The organism is Bizionia paragorgiae (assembly GCF_900107625.1).
Lineage (GTDB): Bacteria > Bacteroidota > Bacteroidia > Flavobacteriales > Flavobacteriaceae > Bizionia > Bizionia paragorgiae.
The window spans coordinates 169104-186162 of record NZ_FNQK01000002.1 but is presented as its reverse complement, the minus strand read 5'-3'; the positions used below and the strand labels follow the sequence as shown (position 1 = coordinate 186162).

Sequence of the window (17059 nt, the reverse complement as noted above, 5' to 3'; positions counted from 1 at the left end):
TGCATTTTTTTTATGCGACTCAAGCCAATGAAAATGCTATGTATTATCAGCATAAACATATTTTAACTTTATAATACGAGTATAAGCCGTTTCTTTTATATTTGCTATTAATGGCATTTTCTAATTAAACGGATAGATATATAGTTGTTTAGAAGTCGTTATTTAGTATAAGAAGAGTTCAGATTGTAAGAAATAAAATACATGAAAATAGCAGTAATAGGAACAGGGTATGTCGGGTTAGTATCCGGAACATGTTTAGCAGAAACCGGAAACGATGTACTTTGTATTGATATAGATGAAAATAAAGTAAAAAGAATGCAACAAGGGGAGGTGCCTATTTACGAACCCCACCTAGATGTTTTATTCGAACGCAATATAAAAGCCAAACGCCTTAAATTTTCTACAAGTTTGGAAGAAGGTTTAGAGCACGGAGACATTATTTTTCTTGCTTTACCAACGCCTGAAGATGAGGACGGGTCTGCCGATTTAAAGTATATTCTAGGCGTTGCCGACAAAATTGGTATACTTATAAAAGATTATAAGGTGATCGTGGATAAAAGTACGGTGCCTGTTGGAACTTCCGATAAGGTCAAGGCAGCGATTGCAAAACATGCGACAGTCGATTTTGATGTGGTGTCTAACCCTGAGTTTCTAAGAGAAGGATTTGCCGTAGATGATTTCTTAAAACCAGAACGTATTGTTGTGGGGGCAAGTAGTGAAAGAGCAATAGCTTTGATGGAAAAACTATACAAACCTTATGTGCGTTCCGGTAACCCGATTTTGATCATGGACGAGAAGTCGGCTGAACTCACCAAATATGCGTCTAATGCTTTTCTTGCCGCGAAAATTACGTTTATGAACGAAATTGCAAACTTTTGTGAAAAGGTTGGTGCCGATGTAGATAAGGTGAGAATAGGCATGGGAACGGATTCTAGAATTGGAAAACGTTTTTTATTTCCAGGTATAGGTTATGGTGGGTCTTGTTTTCCTAAAGATGTAAAAGCGTTACATAAATCAGGTCAGGATCACAACTATGATTTTAAAATTTTAGATTCCGTTTTAACGGTGAATAAACAACAAAAAGTCGTACTTATTCCTAAAATTGAAAATTACTTTAAAGGCGATCTAAAAGGAAAAAATATTGCAATATGGGGCTTAGCTTTTAAGCCTGAAACCGACGATATTCGCGAAGCTCCAGCTTTAGATGTTATCCATAGTTTATTAAACTTAGGCTGTCATATTAAAGCCTTCGATCCAGAAGCTATGGATAACGTTAAACGAAAGTTGGGTGATAAAATAGAATATGCCAATGGAATGTATGATGCCTTAGCAGAGGCCGATGCATTAGTGATTTGTACCGAATGGAGTATTTTTAGAACACCAAACTTCGAAAGAATAAAATCAAATTTGAAAGGTCATGTAATTTTCGACGGAAGAAATCTTTACGATGTTAAAGATGTTGAAAACGAAAACATAACATATATTTCAATAGGAAGATAATGAATAAGAAAACAGTTTTAATTACCGGTGCAGCAGGATTTTTAGGCTCACATTTATGTGATCGCTTTATTACCGAAGGCTATGCTGTCATTGGAATGGATAATTTTATTACAGGTGATAAAAAGAATATTGTACACCTGCTAGAGCATCCTAATTTTCAATTTATTAAGCACGATGTTACAGAATATATTAATATTGATCAGGATTTAGACTATATACTGCATTTCGCATCCCCTGCAAGTCCTATCGATTATTTGAAAATTCCTATTCAAACCCTCAAGGTAGGGTCTTTGGGAACACATAATTTATTAGGGCTAGCAAAAGCGAAAAGGGCGCGAATACTTATAGCATCGACTTCTGAAGTTTATGGAGATCCGTTGGTGCATCCACAACCAGAAACCTATTATGGCAACGTAAATACCATTGGTCCTCGTGGGGTGTATGACGAAGCAAAGCGTTTTCAAGAGGCAATTACTATGGCATATCATAGGTTTCACGGATTAGAAACTAGAATCGTACGAATTTTTAATACTTACGGACCAAGGATGCGCCTTAACGACGGTCGTGTTATTCCTGCATTTATGGGGCAAGCTTTACGTGGGGAAGATTTAACAATTTTTGGTAACGGCCTCCAAACCCGTTCATTTTGTTATGTAGATGATCAGGTGGAAGGTATTTATAGGTTGCTTTTAAGTGATTATTCATATCCTGTAAATATTGGAAATCCTCATGAAATTACTATAAAAGATTTTGCCGAAGAAATAATAAAACTAACCGGAACTGCTCAGAAAGTTATATATAAAGATTTACCAATAGATGATCCATTACAACGCCAGCCAGATATTACACTAGCTAAAGAGTTACTAGGTTGGGAACCTCAAATATCAAGGTCGGAGGGTATGATTAAAACCTTTAATTACTTTAAAAATTTAAGTGAAAACGAACTTTATAAGAGTGAGCATAAGGACTTTTCGAGTTTTAATAGCAAGTAGCTTATGGAGTTTAAACGCGGTAGATATTCATGGCTCTTAAGGCCTTTTCTCATCCTTTTCGATATCTCTGTCGTAAACAGCTTAGCCTTTCGCTATTTTAATTTTAATACGCATGAATTAACTGCGTTTACTTCTCACTATTTCGAAAGTAAAGCGGTGATTTTTATTATATATTCTGTAGTATTTTGGATTTTCTCTACGACTATTTTAAATTTTTATCGGGTATATAGGTATACTTCTGTTATCACCGTGCTTTCACTTATTATTAAACAATTCTTAGTCTTTAGTATTATTATTTTTGCTTTTGTAGGTATGTTTAGAAATATTAATGTGCTAGCATCTAAAGTATTTGAATACCTTGTTTTAACTTTATCTCTAATTGGCGCTGTAAAACTCCTGAGTTATTACGGATTAAAGTCGTTCCGATCCTATCTTAAAGGAAATGTACGACGCGTGGTGATAGTAGGAAATAATGATAGCGCTCGCGAACTGAAGGCTTTATTTTATAATCAAAAACAACTAGGGTATAAAGTTATCGCTACATTTAGTGATACTAATGTCACATCTAATACAGGAACAATTGCAGAAAGTTTCTTGTATTTAGAACGTAATATGGGAGTCGATGAAGTGTATTGTGCAATCGATGACTTAACCGAAAAGCAAGTCAATGAATTTGTGAAAATAGCCAATATTAATCACAGTAATATAAAGTTTGTTCCAAATACTAAAAAGATGTATTCTAAACGATTAAGAACGGATTTCTACAATTATTTACCCGTGCTTTCTATTGAGGAAGTGGCCTTAAATAAAGATTATAACCAGCTTGTAAAAAGAGCTTTCGACGTTTTCTTTTCTTTACTTGTTATTACATTTGTGTTATCTTGGGTTTCTATTATTTTATTTATTCTTATTAAGTTAGAGTCTAAAGGTCCGTTGTTTTATAAACATAGACGGAATGGTAAAAATTATGAAGAGTTTACCTGTTATAAATTCAGGTCTTTAAAAACGACTTCTGAAATTAAAGGGACTTATGTTACCGAAAATGACAGCCGTGTTACTAAAATTGGAAGGTTTTTACGCAAAACGAGTATCGATGAGTTGCCGCAGTTTTTGAATGTGCTTAAAAATGATATGTCGGTGGTAGGGCCCAGACCACATATGCCATCGTATACTGAAGATTACTCTAAAAAAATTGATAAATATAATTTTGTTTTTCGTCATAATGTGCGCCCTGGAATAACAGGATTGGCTCAAATTAAAGGCTATCGAGGAGAAATTAAAACCGATGAGGACATTATAAACCGCATTAAATACGATATATTTTATATAGAAAATTGGTCGTTGCTACTAGACATGAAAATTATTTTTCAAACACTAATTAATATGTTTAAAGGGCAAGACGAAGCTTATTAAAGAGGTTATATGTGAAGTTTAAGGAGTGCTTAGACTTGTTATATAAATTATTTAATTTTCTTAAGTTCTGAAATTAAAAAGCCTAGGGTTTTAAACTCTGTATTTGGAAAGTTTTCTTTTTTTATAACACTGTCAAATTCTAGTATTATTGAATCATTTTTTGTGTAGTACTTTCCATTACTTTCAATATTTGTCCAATATATAACCGAATTACAAAAACTTTGAATCGAATCCTTTTTTTGCTTCTCTTTAACCGTATAAGGTGAATAGTTTTTATAGCTCTCATATTTAAATTGAGATCCATTTTGAATTGTAATGTACTGTAGTTTATTCTTAGAAATATACAGCCCCGTTTTTATACTATTTTGGCTTATTAACGAAAATGTTAATACGTAGAGGAGATGTGCAAAAGTGGGTGTGATAATCATATTTAAAATTGATTAAATATAGTAAGTTTTTAAGTGCTTTTAAAATAGCAATGAGTTAAACAGTACAAGTTTGTAGTAAAATGACCTTCGGGCCCAGTGAAACTAAAATTTGATTTATTTTAAGCGTATTATAGGTATTAGAATTATTTAAAAAGGATTATGCTTTAAGTGGTACGCTACAATTTCTTGCCGTTGTTTTTCAATATATGGTAGGTAATCCGCGGAAACGATATCTGAAATAGTATTAAAATCAGTACAAGCTTTAGCAAATGGAAACCCTTTTAAGCGTAAAGAGAGGTTAAATAAATTCAAAAGAAAAACGGATAAATATGTTTTTGTAAAGTAAATAATTATTTTTGCGGAAACAACAACAACTATGAACATTTTAATTCTTGGTTCTGGCGGAAGAGAACACACAATTGCTTGGAAAATAGCACAAAGCCCTAAGTGTAAACAATTATTTGTAGCTCCTGGAAATTCAGGGACTTCAGAAATTGCTACTAATGTACCTATTTCTGTAACCGATTTTGAGGCGATAAAGGAAGTCGTTCTTAAAAACGATATTAAAATGGTGATTGTAGGCCCAGAAGATCCTTTGGTTCTAGGGGTTCATGATTTCTTTTTAGCCGATGAGGAACTGAAGTCGGTAACCGTTATTGGACCACAAAAGGCAGCTGCCGAATTAGAAGGTAGTAAAGAATTTGCTAAAGAGTTTTTATTTAGACATAATATACCAACAGCAGCTTACCAAAGTTTTGATGCGAATACCGTAGAAGCGGGGTGTGCGTTTTTAGAAACCTTAAAAGCGCCTTATGTTTTAAAAGCTGACGGACTAGCAGCAGGTAAGGGTGTGCTGATTTTAAATGATTTAGAAGATGCTAAGACCGAACTAAGAGCTATGCTTGTCGATGCTAAATTTGGTGCGGCAAGTACTAAAGTGGTTATCGAAGAATTTTTAGACGGTATAGAATTAAGTTGTTTTGTGCTTACCGATGGTAAAAACTATAAGATATTGCCAACGGCGAAAGATTATAAACGTATTGGTGAAGGTGATACCGGACTTAATACTGGGGGGATGGGAGCTGTTTCTCCAGTGCCATTTGCCGATAATGAGTTCATGTCGAAAATAAAAGAACGCGTAGTGATTCCTACTATTAACGGTCTCCAAAAGGATAACTTACCGTATAAAGGGTTTGTGTTTATTGGTTTGATTAAGGTGGGTAACGACCCGTTCGTTATAGAATATAACGTGCGTTTGGGAGATCCCGAAACAGAAGTGGTTTTACCGCGATTAAAGAATGATTTAGTAGATGTTTTTCAAGCAGTCGGTAATCAGACTTTAGATCAAGTAGATATTGCTATCGACGACCGTGCGGCAACAACGGTTATGTTAGTCTCTGGTGGATATCCTGAAGCTTACGAAAAAGGAAAGGAAATTACAGGTTTAGATCAAGTTGAAGGCTCTTTAGTGTTTCACGCCGGTGCCAATGTAAAAGATGGAAAAATTGTGACTTCTGGCGGTCGTGTTATGGCGATTACTAGCTTTGGAAAGACCTACCAAGAGGCCATAAAAAAATCTTATCAAAATATAGCTAAACTACATTTTGATAAGATGAATTATCGTAAAGATATAGGTTTCGATTTATAAGAAACCTATAGCTTTTATTTTATAAGAACGAGTGAGAAGATATTGATTTATCTTCTTCGTTGTTATCGCTATGTTTTTTCAATTGAAGCATCCAGTATACAAATGCTACCATTGTGATAATTACAAAAACCCAAGAGAATAAATTGGCAGCCCACCAATTTTCTAATTCTAATTTTGCTAATTGAGCCAAAGGAGCTAATGCAACATTTACAAAAAAATCCTCAATGGCATAAAAAAAGTCTTTCATCTGTCTTATATTTAAAGAACAAAAATACAAAAACTGCTTATGATTACAAGTTTTTTTAGTAAATCAAAACCAATTAATTTCTTAATTGTATTTTTTATATCATTTGTTGCTTTAATAACCGCAGTTGTTAAATATGATTCTAGCGGATTTACTTGGGATAGAGTCTTGCCTTTAGGGCTCGTTTTTGGTGTGTCTTATCTGTCTATTTTGGTTATCGATTTTATCGTGTCTAAAAACGCGTTAACTCGAAAAAGCAACTACGAAATCCTACTGTATAGCTTGTTCTTATTGCTAGTGCCTCAGGTATTTACCAACCAAGATGTGGTGTTTTCTAATTTGCTTATTCTTTTAGCGTTACGTCGAATTGTAAGTGTGAGATCACAAAAAAATGTGATTAAAAAACTCTTTGATTCCGGGGTGTTGATAGGGCTAGCCAGCTTGGTTTATTTTTGGTCAATCTTGTTTTTTATAGTCCCGATTTTAGCCTTATTTTATTTTAATGAACAACGTTTAAAAACGTGGTTAGTTCCGTTTTTAGGAGTGTTTACCGTCGGAATTACCGCTATTGCAGCGTCTGTAATTATAAATGATACCTTTTTTAGCTATATAAACATTGCGCCTCAAGTAGATTTTGATTTAAGTCACTACAATTCCGTTCAGTTTATTTCGGCCATTACCATGTTATTATCTTTTGGCTTGTGGTCTTCTATATTTTATTTAAAGGATTTAAAAACCAAAACAGGAACCTATAAGCCGTCTTATAAGATTGTTTTTGTAAGTTGTATGGTAGCTAGTGCCATTTTAATTTTAGCGCCTAATAAAAACGGAAGTGAATTTGTGTTTCTGTTTGCTCCCTTATCGGTAGTCATTACAAATTACATAGAAACCATCGAAGAAAAATGGTTTAAAGACCTGTTTGTTATCTTACTTTTTATTATTCCCTTCGCGCTTTTAGTGTTGTAGTTTTTTGCCAAAAGCTAAATCACCAGCATCTCCTAATCCAGGAACAATATACCCTTTGCTGTCTAAAGCTGGATCGACAGCCGAAATCCATAAATGCGTGTGCTCCGGGAAGTGTTCCGAAACAAAATCGAGGCCTTCTTGAGCACCAATTACAGCTGCTAAATGAATGTTTTTTGGCGTTCCAAAAGGTTTTAAAGCTTCAAAAGTTGCTAATAACGATTGCCCAGTAGCAATCATCGGATCTGCTAAAATTAGAGTTTTTCCCTCTAAATCAGGACAAGCTAAATATTCTACGACAATCTCGAAAGATTCAGGCTCTTTTAAATGATGTCTATAGGCTGAAATAAAAGCGTTTTCGGCAGTATCAAAGTAGTTTAAAAGACCATTATGTAGTGGTACCCCTGCTCGTAATATAGAACACAGTACAATGTCGTTATCTATAAGTGGGGTTGTAGATTTACCTAAAGGGGTTGTGATTGTTTGCTCTTTATAATCAAACGTTTTACTCATTTCGTAACCTAAAATTTCACCTATACGTTCAATATTCCGTCTAAAACGCATGCTGTCTTTCTGAATAGTTATATCTCGTAATTCTGAAATAAATGTATTAAGCACTGAGTTTTGTGAGGCAATATTGTGAATCGTCATAAAAATAGGTTTTAAGAGAATACAAAGTTAGTTATTTCTTACGAAACAGATTTGCTCGGCTTAGCTAAACCCTATTTATACTTTTATTCATTTTAAAACATAGCTTTTTAAAAACGATATTGCGGGGTGATGTGAGGTGTTTTTTTCGGGTTTAGTGATGGTAATTGATGGATTTAGTATTAAATAATGGATTAGTAACGTAGAATTTCAGGTCATACCAAGGGAGCTGACTTAATAATCTTATTTTATTTCCTTAGATTTGTATCTAAAATAATGCAACAATGAACTTTACAAGCAAAGCCAATTCAATATTCCAAGAGGTAATAGATACCTATCATATAGTAAATACAGTAGACCAGCCGTTTACTAATAAATACGATGAAAAAGACCAATTAATAGAGCACTTATTATACAGAAAATCCTGGATTGATACTGTGCAATGGCATTATGAAGATATTATTAGAGATCCGCAAATCGATCCTGTAGCAGCACTTACCTTAAAGCGTAAAATTGATGCATCTAACCAGGATAGAACGGATATGGTAGAGTATATTGATAGTTATTTTTTAAAGAAATATGCCGATGTTTCTCCTAAAGATTCAGCTAAATTAAATTCTGAAAGTCCTGCATGGGCGATCGATAGATTGTCGATTTTAGCTTTAAAAATATACCATATGAACGAAGAGGTAGAACGTAAAGATGCTTCTGAGGCTCATAGAGCTGCTTGCCAGACAAAACTAGATGTACTTTTAGAACAACGCGTGGATTTAAGTACTGCTATCGACGATTTACTTCGAGATATTGAGTCAGGAGATAAGTACATGAAAGTGTATAAGCAAATGAAAATGTACAATGACGACGAATTAAACCCTGTGTTAAGAGGTCAAAAGTAAAAATCTTAACCCGCTAAGTTTTGTAGAGATGTCTAAACCACCAAAACATATTTTAGTAATCAGACTCTCTGCTATGGGAGACGTCGCTATGGCTGTGCCTGTATTGCGAGCGTTTTCCCAGCAACACCCTAATGTGAAGCTTACGGTATTAACACGTGCTTTTTTCGAGCCTTTTTTTGCTGATTTAAGTCAAGTTACGGTTTATGCACCCCAATTAAAAGGGAAGCATAAAGGAGTCTTTGGAATGTACGCCTTGTCTAAAGAATTAAAAGCTTTAGGTATTGATGCGGTTGCCGATTTACATAATGTACTACGGAGTAAATTGTTAAAATGGTTTTTAAAAGGATTGCCGTTTAAGCAAATTAATAAAGGGCGCAAAGAAAAAGCAGAGCTTGTTAAAGGCGTTCGTGTAAAGCAACTTAAAACCACTCACGAACGTTATGCCGATGTGTTTCGCGCTTTAGGGTTCGACTTAAATTTAAGTCACCCCACGTTTCCAAAAACTAAAGATTTAAGTGCGAATGCCCTAAAAATAATGGGGAACGATACTAATAAATGGATAGGTATTGCACCGTTTGCTCAATACGATTCTAAAATGTATCCTCTTGATTTAATGGAAGAGGTTATCGCTAATTTGTCGACCAAACATACCGTTTTACTTTTTGGTGGTGGTAAAAGGGAGGAAGCGATTTTAAATGACCTAGCGAAAAAGTATAACCAGGTTATTAATATCGCGGGACAGTTAGCGTTTACTGAAGAATTGGAGCTTATCTCTAATGTCGATGTTATGTTAGCTATGGACTCTGGCAATGCGCATATAGCCGCAATGCTAGGAAAAAAAGTAGTAACGATTTGGAATGTTACTCACCCGTTTGCAGGCTTTGCGCCATTTAATCAACTGGAAAGTAATAGTTTGTTGGCGAATCGTGACGAATTCCCTTTAATACCAACCTCTATTTACGGAAATAAATTCCCTGAAGGCTACGAAAAAGCAGCGAGAACCATACCACCAAAAGTGGTGATTGATAAAATAGAATCTGTATTATAAAAACAAAAAGCGCCATAATTTACGGCGCTTTTTGTTTTTATATTCTAATTTATTGTGTTTTTATACATCGTCGTAATCTACGGTTAAGGTATCCGATTCTGGATGGGCTTGACAGGTTAGGATTAATCCTTCGGCCACCTCATTATCGGTTAAGATATTGTTTTTACGCATTGTAGCTTTACCTTCAGTGACCCTTGCAATACAACTGCTGCAAATACCTCCTTGACACGAGTAAGGAGCATCTAGATCATTGTCTAACGCTGCTTCAAGTATGGTTTGTTTTTGTGGCATTTTGAAAGTTGCTTCCTCGTCGTCTACAATAACACGAACCGTCGAGTTTCCATCGCTAACTGTTGTTGGCGTATCTACATCTGCTGGTTTTGCAGCCTTAAATAATTCGTAGTGAATACGGTCTGTTGGCGTGTTATGCTCGGTTAAAACATCTTTTACCGTGTGAATCATAGCCTCCGGTCCGCATAAATAATAGGCATCAACATCAATGTTTTTATGCTTGTTTTTCATGACGTAGTTTACCGTGCTCTTTTCAATACGACCAAAAATAGCATCCTCCTCATCCGCTTGACTAAATACAAACTGAATATCAAATCGGTTTTTATATTGGTGATGTAAGTCTAATAATTCTTGAAGAAAAATAGTGTCTTCGGTAGTTTTATTTCCGTACACTAAAATTACCTTACTGTGTACTTCTTCTTCTAAGGCGCATTTTATAATGCTTAAAATAGGAGTGATTCCACTTCCAGCGGCAAATAAAGCAATGTTCTTGGTCACTTTATCGTTAGCTTTAAAGTTAAAGCGTCCTTTTGGTGGAGCAACGTCTAGCGTGTCGCCAACTTTTAAGGTGCTATTCGCATAAGCTGAAAACGTACCGTCTTTAACTTTTTTAATTGCGACTTTTACTTCGCCACTTTTAGGAGAGGAGCACATCGAATAGTCTCTTCTAACTTCTTGACCGTTAATTGTAGATTTTAAAGTAATGTATTGTCCCGCGATAAACGAAAAAGCGTCTTTTAAAGCTTCTGGAATTGAAAAGCTAATAGTTACACATTGTGGGGTTTCGCGATGTATGTTTTTTATTGAAAGTTTATGAAATTGAGACATAGATTTATTTTAGATTCTAAAATAGGGAGGCCCTATTGGATTACAGTTCAAATTTAATAAAAAATTTGAACGCAAATGCTCAGTTGATTGATAGAAATAAAACTATTTTGTGGTAGTTTTAAAATGAGGATTCGTATTATTTGTAACAAATCGTCGTTTAGTTGTACTAACTTTAATGTAACGCAAACTAATAACCACTTATGATTAATCGCTTTTTAAGTTTTGAATGGAAACAGTTTTCTCGTTCTTCCTATTTTAAAAAAGGAATTGCTATAAAAATTGTAATGGCTTTTGCTGTGCTTTATTTTGGGGGTATGGCCTTGCTTTTAGGAGTTGGATTGTATTTTATCCTAAAAAAAGCAATGCCAGAAATCGATCCCATGACAACGGTGAATAACTACGTGCTCTATTGGTTTCTTTTCGATTTTATGCTAAGGTATTTTATGCAGCAATTGCCTGTAATGAACGTAAAGCCCTTAATGAGTATTCCGGTAAAGCGGAACACGATTATATATTATTTGCTAGGGAAAACAACCTTGTCGTTTTTTAATATTTTACCACTAATTATCGTTGTGCCATTTTCTACTGTGCTATTGGTACAGGGTTATCCTGTTATTCAGGTTGTGGCATGGTTAATTAGTTTTGTAGCGATAACCTTGTCTCTTAACTTTATAAACTTTTTAGTCAATAAAAACAATCTCGTATTTTATACGGTTTTAGTATTAGTAGCAACGTTTGGAGCCTTAGAGCATTTTGCTATTTTTAAAATTTCAGAACCTGCTGGTTACGCCTTTAACTACCTTTATAACACGCCGTATTTAGTTATTCTACCCATTGTTATTCTTGTCGGCTTGTTTTACGCCACTTTTAAATACATAAAAAAAGGGTTCTATTTAGACGATGCCATTTCTAAAAAAGTAAAAGAAGTTAGTGGTAGTGATTTATCATGGTTAAACCGTTTTGGTGCTGTAGCGCCTTTTTTAAAAAATGATATTAAATTAATCGTAAGAAATGCGCGACCTCGTCAAGTGATGATGATGTCTTTTATGTTTCTTTTTTACGGTTTAATTTTTTATACCCAGGAGACCTATCGCGACATGCCGGCCATTTTAGCTTTTGCTTCCATGTTTATTACTGGAGGGTTTCTTATGACTTTCGGTCAGCATGTGCCATCATGGGATAGCGAATATTATAAGTTGTTAATGAGCCAGAATATACCCTACAAAACCTATTTAGAATCGAAATGGTATTTAATGGTTGCCGCCGTATTGCTATCGTTTATTTTGAGTACGCCCTATATTTATTTTGGTTGGGATATTTTTGGAATGATTGCCGCTGGAGCAGTATTTAATATTGGCTTAAACTCGTATTTAACCCTATTTGGTGGGGCTTTAAACCGTGTGCCAGTAGAGCTTAATGTAAAGGCTAAAGCGTTTAGTAATACCAACGGCTTTAACCCTACACAACTGCTGATTGGCTTGCCTAAATTTTTATTACCGATGCTAATTTTTTATGTGCCTTATAAGTTAATAAGTTTTAACGCAGGCTTAATTGCTCTCGCTTTAGTAGGTGTTTTAGGCATCGTTTTAAAGCCTTATATCTTTAAACTTATAGAAGGTGTATATCAAAAAGGAAAGTATAAAACGATAGCTGCTTTTTCAGAAAAACAATAATTCAATCTCAATTAACTAATTATGATTAAAACAGTCAATTTAACCAAAGTATATAACGAGGTTTCAGTGCTTCATATTGAAAGCATCGATATCCCAAAAGGTCAAAGTTTTGGATTGGTAGGAAATAATGGTGCTGGTAAAACAACCTATTTTAGTTTGTTACTAGATTTAATCCAGCCGTCTTCGGGTTATATAGAAAACAATGGTATTTTGGTTCACGAGAGTGAAGATTGGAAACCGTTTACCTCGTCGTTTATTGACGAAAGCTTTTTAATTGGTTACTTAACCGCCGAGGAATACTTTTATTTTATTGGCGATTTACGTCACCAGTCTAAGGCAGATGTCGATGCTTTATTAGCTCAGTTTGAAGATTTTTTTAATGGAGAGATTTTAAAGCAAAAGAAGTACCTGCGAGATTTAAGTAAAGGAAATCAGAAAAAAGCGGGTATAGTAGCGGCTTTAATTGGTAATCCAGAAGTGATTATTCTAGATGAGCCATTTGCAAATTTAGATCCCACAACTCAAATACGACTTAAGCAGATTATTAAGGATTTGGCGCAAACAAAAGGGGTGACCGTATTAATTTCTAGTCACGATTTAATGCATGTTACCGATGTCTGTGAGCGTATTGTTGTTCTCGAAAAAGGCGAGGTGGTTAAAGATTTAGAAACCAGTCCTGCGACACTAAAAGAATTAGAAGCGCATTTTTCTGGAGAGAAAATAGTTTAGTCGTGGGTTGGTTTTCTTTTATTTTTTGTTATATTGAAATTTAAAGTGTTTCTTTAGTGTAAACTATTAGAAATTGTAAAAAATTAAGCTATTCCAAAAAAGTTGCTTATTTTTACGTGCTTATGTATTAAGAACATAATATTTTCGCAAGTTCTTAGTTATGTAATAGATAAAAAAATTACACCCTTGAAAACAGCTTTAAAACCCATATTATCGGCAGTATTAGTTACCGTAACTTTAGTAGGATGTTCTCGTAAAAAAGACAGTTTTATTAATCGGAATTTTCACGCTGTTACAGCCGAATATAACACCTTATACAACGGATATAATGAATTAGAGCAAGGGCGAAAAAACTTAAATACGTCCTATCGCGATAATTATTGGGCTATTCTTCCTGTCGAGCGCATGCAAATTGAAGAGGATGTGATTCTACCTGGGCAGTCAGAAAATGCAGAATTTAGCATAGCAGAAGAAAAAGCGGTTAAAGCCATACAAATGCACAGTATGAATATCCAGGGTAAAGAGAAAAACCCGCAAATGGATGAGGCGTATTTGTTGTTGGGGAAAGCACGTTATTTCGATCAGCGTTTTATTCCTGCTTTAGAAGCCTTCAACTACATCTTGTATAAGTATCCTGCAAGTGATAAAATTAACCAAGCTAAAGTCTGGCGTGAAAAAACTAATATGCGTTTAGATAATAGTGAGTTGGCTATTATCAATTTAAAACGCCTGTTAGAGCAAGAAGAATTAGAAGGTCAGGATTTAGCTGATGCGACATCCATTTTAGCACAAGCCTATATAAACACGAAACATTTGGATAGCGCCTTAGCTCAAATTGCAGTTGCAGCTAAAACCACTACAAAAAATAACGAAAAAGGCCGCTTCGCTTTTATTGAAGGTCAGTTGTACAACGCCTTAAATAAAGCCGATAGCGCTAATTTGGCCTTCGATAAGGTTATTGCTTTAAATCGTAAAATTCCAAAAAAATATTTGATTAATGCCCATTTAGAAAAGGCTAAAAACTTCGATTATACCACGGGTAATAAATTGGAGTTCATGGAGCATTTAACAAAATTGGAAAAGAACCGTGAGAACAGACCGTTTTTAGATCATATTTATCATCAAAAAGCGCAGTACTATTTAACGTTGGGTAACGATTCGTTAGCGCAGGTGTTTTATAACAAATCGCTACGGGAAAATTCATTAGATAAAATTCTTGTAGCAACCAATTATGAGACTCTAGGAGATATGAGTTTCGATGCTAACCGCTATAAGGATGCTGGATCTTATTATGATAGCACGATGACCAGTATGGTAGAGAATAGCAAGGCTTTTAGAGTAATTAAGCGTAAAAGAGAAAACTTAGAGGATGTTATTTATTATGAGGGTGTTGCTGAGGTAAATGATAGTATCTTAAATTTAGTTTCATTGTCTAAAGATGAACGCTTACAGTTTTTTAAAGACTATACTGCGACTTTAAAATTAAAAGCTGAAGAGGAAGCCGAGAAGCAAGCCGTATTAGAACAGAAAAAAGGACTTGCATTAAATAATGCGGGGAATACAGCCGCGAATACTTTTGCTAAGACAAAAAAGAGTGGGGCGAATAGTTCAAGCTTTTATTTCTATAACGACCAAACGGTAGCCTACGGTAAAAATGAGTTTCTTCGTATTTGGGGGGATCGTGAGCTCGCCGATAATTGGAGGTGGTCATCAAAAAGCGCCGCTTCTAATTTTGCTGCTTTAGAAACAGGTAGTGAAGTAGATGGGAGTACTAATGAATTGTTTGATCCTGAGTATTATATAGCGCAAATTCCGACCGATTCCGATGAGATTGCTACCCTAATCAAAGACAGGGATTATGCTTACTATCAATTGGGCTTAATTTATAAGGAGAAATTTAAGGAGTATGACTTGTCTAAAGACAAGTTTTTAGCCTTGTTAAACAACAATCCTGAAGAGCGATTAATATTACCTTCAAAATACAATCTCTATAAAATTTATGAGCTTCAAGGACGCAGTGATGCGGTTTCTATAGCTAAAAATGATATTATAACAAATTACCCCGAATCGCGATATGCACAACTGCTAAGTAACCCTGGTTTAGCTGCAGAGCGTGATGAAAACAGTCCGGAAAGTGTTTATGAAAACACCTATAAGTTGTTTCAAAATCAAGAGTTCGAGCGTGTTATTTCAAAAAGTAATAGCTCGATTTCAATGTTTGAAGGTGATGCTATGGTGCCTAAATTCGAATTGTTAAAAGCGTTTGCAATAGGTAGACTATACGGCTTTGAAGCTTATGAGAAAGCAATAAATGATGTGGCGGTGAATTACGCAAATACCACCGAGGGTGTACAAGCTCAAGATATTATTAATAATGCTCTAGAAGCATTACGATCATCGGAGTTCTCAGAAAATGAAAGTTTTAAAAGCTTTAAAGTGGTTTACGAATTTCAAAACACAGCAGATAATGGTTTGGAAGATTTTGTAAAAACTTTAGACGAAAGCGTAAAGAAAGTGGAGTACTTTAATTTAAGCACTTCGGTCGACGTATATAATAAAGACACAACCTTTGTAGTTGTTCATGGTTTAAAAAGCATAGAAGGCGCTCAAGGCTTTATGCAATTGTTAGAAAAAGAAGATCGAAAAAAACTTACGCGCCCGTTTACTTCTATTTCATCAAAAAACTACCGCACCATTCAGATTCATAAAAATATAGATACCTATAAAACCATTCAATAACCCCAAAATATTTAATAGTATGTTTTCCGATAATAAAAAAAGTAAAAACGATTCCCATTCATCCATTCAAAACATCATAGCAAAAGGAACTACTATAGTAGGCGATTTCACTAGTGAAGGCGATTTGCGCATCGATGGTGTTATTGAAGGTAATGTCAAAACACCAGGAAAAGTGGTTGTTGGAAAAACAGGTGTTATTACAGGGACTTTACACTGTGCAAATGCCTATTTTGAAGGGGCTTTTTCTGGGAAGTTACAGGTAACAGATACCTTAAATTTAAAAGCAACCGCTGCTATTCAGGGCGAGGTAATGACTCAGAAATTAGCTATCGATCCGGGAGCTACTTTCGATGTAACCTGTGAAATGAAAACAACAGTAAAAGATATAAAAGGTGACTCAAAAACCCAAAAAACCGCTTAATCCTTTTATCCGATTTACGACCATAGCTCTACAAATGGGATTAACCATTTATTTAGGTAGTAAATTAGGAGAGTGGTTGGATATTAAGTTTGATAATCAAGATCAGTTGTACTATAAAATAGTGACGTTGTGCGCTGTGTTTATAGCTATTTTTGCAGTTATTAAGCAAGTAATTAATTTAACTAATAAAGACTAATTTAATTAAGATTCTATTACCCAATGTATAAACGTATACTCATTTTTGTACTGGCCATCGCAGTACTATTTGCCTTGACTTATAATATTCATAATTACCTAAATACATCCGAGCTTTCATATTCCTTATTACTCGTCTATAGTTTTCATGCGATTGCGGCAGCTCTTGTTTATTTTCTAGTGGAGCTATTAGCGTCAATTTTACCCAATCAGGCAGGGTATGGCTACCTTATGACCATGTTTTTTAAAATAGGATTCTTTGTATTATTATTTCAAGAATCGGTTTTCAGTAAGGAGACTTTAACCCAACCAGAACGCATAGGTTTGGTGATTCCATTGTTTATTTTTTTATTGGCTGAAGCTATAGTAGTTGGTAAGCTGTTAAATAGCAAATAGTTACTAA

Annotated in this window: 18 protein-coding genes; 13 read left to right on the top strand and 5 right to left on the bottom strand. The window is 34.8% G+C overall.

Annotated elements, in window-relative coordinates:
• Nucleotides 1-201 precede the first annotated feature (201 nt).
• Genes BLV64_RS02070 through BLV64_RS02060 form a run of 3 tightly spaced genes read left to right on the top strand, consistent with a single transcriptional unit; the run spans nt 202 to nt 3905 of the window.
• Nucleotides 202-1500, top strand: coding sequence for a UDP-glucose dehydrogenase family protein (locus tag BLV64_RS02070; protein ID WP_092131770.1), 1299 nt, complete (start codon nt 202-204; stop codon nt 1498-1500).
• On the top strand, nt 1500-2492 hold the full coding sequence (locus BLV64_RS02065; protein WP_092131767.1) for a UDP-glucuronic acid decarboxylase family protein: 993 nt from the start codon (nt 1500-1502) through the stop codon (nt 2490-2492). The genes BLV64_RS02070 and BLV64_RS02065 overlap by 1 nt, the downstream gene beginning before the upstream one ends.
• 3 nt (nt 2493-2495) lie before the next feature.
• A complete protein-coding gene (locus BLV64_RS02060; protein ID WP_092131764.1) occupies nt 2496-3905 on the top strand; it encodes an exopolysaccharide biosynthesis polyprenyl glycosylphosphotransferase in 1410 nt (469 codons plus the stop codon).
• A gap of 47 nt (nt 3906-3952) precedes the next feature.
• Here the strand turns inward: BLV64_RS02060 and BLV64_RS02055 are convergent, their stop codons facing one another.
• Together BLV64_RS02055 and BLV64_RS14615 are read right to left on the bottom strand one after the other, a co-directional pair.
• Nucleotides 3953-4333 (bottom strand): hypothetical protein, encoded by a 381-nt coding sequence (locus tag BLV64_RS02055; protein ID WP_092131762.1) that lies wholly within the window; start codon nt 4331-4333, stop codon nt 3953-3955.
• Nucleotides 4334-4480: 147 nt separating this feature from the next.
• Nucleotides 4481-4645 carry a hypothetical protein gene (locus tag BLV64_RS14615; RefSeq protein ID WP_218138661.1) on the bottom strand — a complete coding sequence of 55 codons (165 nt, stop codon included), beginning with the start codon at nt 4643-4645 and terminating at the stop codon, nt 4481-4483.
• 64 nt (nt 4646-4709) lie between these two features.
• Here BLV64_RS14615 and purD point away from each other — a divergent pair, with 64 nt between their 5' ends.
• The gene (gene purD, locus BLV64_RS02045; RefSeq protein WP_092131757.1) at nt 4710-5981 is read left to right on the top strand and encodes a phosphoribosylamine--glycine ligase; all 1272 of its coding nucleotides are present in this window, start codon (nt 4710-4712) and stop codon (nt 5979-5981) included.
• Between the two features lie 19 nt (nt 5982-6000).
• Here the strand turns inward: purD and BLV64_RS02040 are convergent, their stop codons facing one another.
• Nucleotides 6001-6228, bottom strand: coding sequence for a DUF6341 family protein (locus BLV64_RS02040; protein ID WP_092131755.1), 228 nt, complete (start codon nt 6226-6228; stop codon nt 6001-6003).
• A gap of 39 nt (nt 6229-6267) precedes the next feature.
• Here BLV64_RS02040 and BLV64_RS02035 point away from each other — a divergent pair, with 39 nt between their 5' ends.
• Nucleotides 6268-7191: a DUF6427 family protein gene (locus BLV64_RS02035; protein WP_092131752.1), complete on the top strand. Its 924-nt coding sequence runs from the start codon at nt 6268-6270 to the stop codon at nt 7189-7191.
• Here BLV64_RS02035 and upp read toward each other — a convergent pair.
• On the bottom strand, nt 7180-7839 hold the full coding sequence (gene upp / locus BLV64_RS02030; RefSeq protein ID WP_092131749.1) for a uracil phosphoribosyltransferase: 660 nt from the start codon (nt 7837-7839) through the stop codon (nt 7180-7182). The two genes, BLV64_RS02035 and upp, sit on opposite strands and share 12 nt — an antisense overlap.
• 281 nt (nt 7840-8120) lie before the next feature.
• On the opposite strand from upp, the gene BLV64_RS02025 reads away from it, so the two are divergent.
• Nucleotides 8121-8732 (top strand): DUF4254 domain-containing protein, encoded by a 612-nt coding sequence (locus BLV64_RS02025; protein WP_092131747.1) that lies wholly within the window; start codon nt 8121-8123, stop codon nt 8730-8732.
• Between the two features lie 28 nt (nt 8733-8760).
• Nucleotides 8761-9780 carry a glycosyltransferase family 9 protein gene (locus tag BLV64_RS02020; protein ID WP_245705848.1) on the top strand — a complete coding sequence of 340 codons (1020 nt, stop codon included), beginning with the start codon at nt 8761-8763 and terminating at the stop codon, nt 9778-9780.
• Between the two features lie 60 nt (nt 9781-9840).
• Here the strand turns inward: BLV64_RS02020 and BLV64_RS02015 are convergent, their stop codons facing one another.
• Nucleotides 9841-10899 (bottom strand): ferredoxin--NADP reductase, encoded by a 1059-nt coding sequence (locus BLV64_RS02015; RefSeq protein WP_092131743.1) that lies wholly within the window; start codon nt 10897-10899, stop codon nt 9841-9843.
• Nucleotides 10900-11099: 200 nt separating this feature from the next.
• Here BLV64_RS02015 and BLV64_RS02010 point away from each other — a divergent pair, with 200 nt between their 5' ends.
• The 6 genes from BLV64_RS02010 (at nt 11100) to BLV64_RS01985 (ending at nt 17052) form a co-directional block, all read left to right on the top strand.
• Nucleotides 11100-12572: a DUF5687 family protein gene (locus BLV64_RS02010; RefSeq protein ID WP_092131741.1), complete on the top strand. Its 1473-nt coding sequence runs from the start codon at nt 11100-11102 to the stop codon at nt 12570-12572.
• Nucleotides 12573-12593: 21 nt separating this feature from the next.
• The gene (locus BLV64_RS02005) at nt 12594-13301 is read left to right on the top strand and encodes an ABC transporter ATP-binding protein (RefSeq protein WP_177165284.1); all 708 of its coding nucleotides are present in this window, start codon (nt 12594-12596) and stop codon (nt 13299-13301) included.
• Nucleotides 13302-13487: 186 nt separating this feature from the next.
• Entirely contained in the window at nt 13488-16040 is a 2553-nt protein-coding gene (porW, locus tag BLV64_RS02000; protein WP_092131739.1) for a type IX secretion system periplasmic lipoprotein PorW/SprE, read from the top strand.
• Between the two features lie 19 nt (nt 16041-16059).
• Nucleotides 16060-16461 carry a bactofilin family protein gene (locus tag BLV64_RS01995; protein ID WP_092131736.1) on the top strand — a complete coding sequence of 134 codons (402 nt, stop codon included), beginning with the start codon at nt 16060-16062 and terminating at the stop codon, nt 16459-16461.
• Nucleotides 16433-16657 carry an AtpZ/AtpI family protein gene (locus tag BLV64_RS01990; protein WP_092131734.1) on the top strand — a complete coding sequence of 75 codons (225 nt, stop codon included), beginning with the start codon at nt 16433-16435 and terminating at the stop codon, nt 16655-16657. The genes BLV64_RS01995 and BLV64_RS01990 overlap by 29 nt, the downstream gene beginning before the upstream one ends.
• A gap of 23 nt (nt 16658-16680) precedes the next feature.
• Nucleotides 16681-17052: a DUF6168 family protein gene (locus tag BLV64_RS01985; protein ID WP_092131731.1), complete on the top strand. Its 372-nt coding sequence runs from the start codon at nt 16681-16683 to the stop codon at nt 17050-17052.
• Nucleotides 17053-17059: the final 7 nt, after the last annotated feature.

Excerpts from the sequence above, each read along its gene's own strand:
- BLV64_RS02055 (WP_092131762.1), bottom strand. The coding sequence starts at position 4,333 with ATGATTATCACACCCACTTTTGCACATCTCCTCTACGTATTAACATTT.
- BLV64_RS01995 (WP_092131736.1), top strand. The coding sequence starts at position 16,060 with ATGTTTTCCGATAATAAAAAAAGTAAAAACGATTCCCATTCATCCATT.
- BLV64_RS02010 (WP_092131741.1), top strand. The coding sequence starts at position 11,100 with ATGATTAATCGCTTTTTAAGTTTTGAATGGAAACAGTTTTCTCGTTCT.
- upp (WP_092131749.1), bottom strand. The coding sequence starts at position 7,839 with ATGACGATTCACAATATTGCCTCACAAAACTCAGTGCTTAATACATTT.
- BLV64_RS02025 (WP_092131747.1), top strand. The coding sequence starts at position 8,121 with ATGAACTTTACAAGCAAAGCCAATTCAATATTCCAAGAGGTAATAGAT.
- BLV64_RS02040 (WP_092131755.1), bottom strand. The coding sequence starts at position 6,228 with ATGAAAGACTTTTTTTATGCCATTGAGGATTTTTTTGTAAATGTTGCA.
- purD (WP_092131757.1), top strand. The coding sequence starts at position 4,710 with ATGAACATTTTAATTCTTGGTTCTGGCGGAAGAGAACACACAATTGCT.
- BLV64_RS02035 (WP_092131752.1), top strand. The coding sequence starts at position 6,268 with ATGATTACAAGTTTTTTTAGTAAATCAAAACCAATTAATTTCTTAATT.
- BLV64_RS02015 (WP_092131743.1), bottom strand. The coding sequence starts at position 10,899 with ATGTCTCAATTTCATAAACTTTCAATAAAAAACATACATCGCGAAACC.
- BLV64_RS02065 (WP_092131767.1), top strand. The coding sequence starts at position 1,500 with ATGAATAAGAAAACAGTTTTAATTACCGGTGCAGCAGGATTTTTAGGC.
- BLV64_RS01985 (WP_092131731.1), top strand. The coding sequence starts at position 16,681 with ATGTATAAACGTATACTCATTTTTGTACTGGCCATCGCAGTACTATTT.
- BLV64_RS02005 (WP_177165284.1), top strand. The coding sequence starts at position 12,594 with ATGATTAAAACAGTCAATTTAACCAAAGTATATAACGAGGTTTCAGTG.
- BLV64_RS02020 (WP_245705848.1), top strand. The coding sequence starts at position 8,761 with ATGTCTAAACCACCAAAACATATTTTAGTAATCAGACTCTCTGCTATG.
- BLV64_RS02060 (WP_092131764.1), top strand. The coding sequence starts at position 2,496 with ATGGAGTTTAAACGCGGTAGATATTCATGGCTCTTAAGGCCTTTTCTC.
- BLV64_RS02070 (WP_092131770.1), top strand. The coding sequence starts at position 202 with ATGAAAATAGCAGTAATAGGAACAGGGTATGTCGGGTTAGTATCCGGA.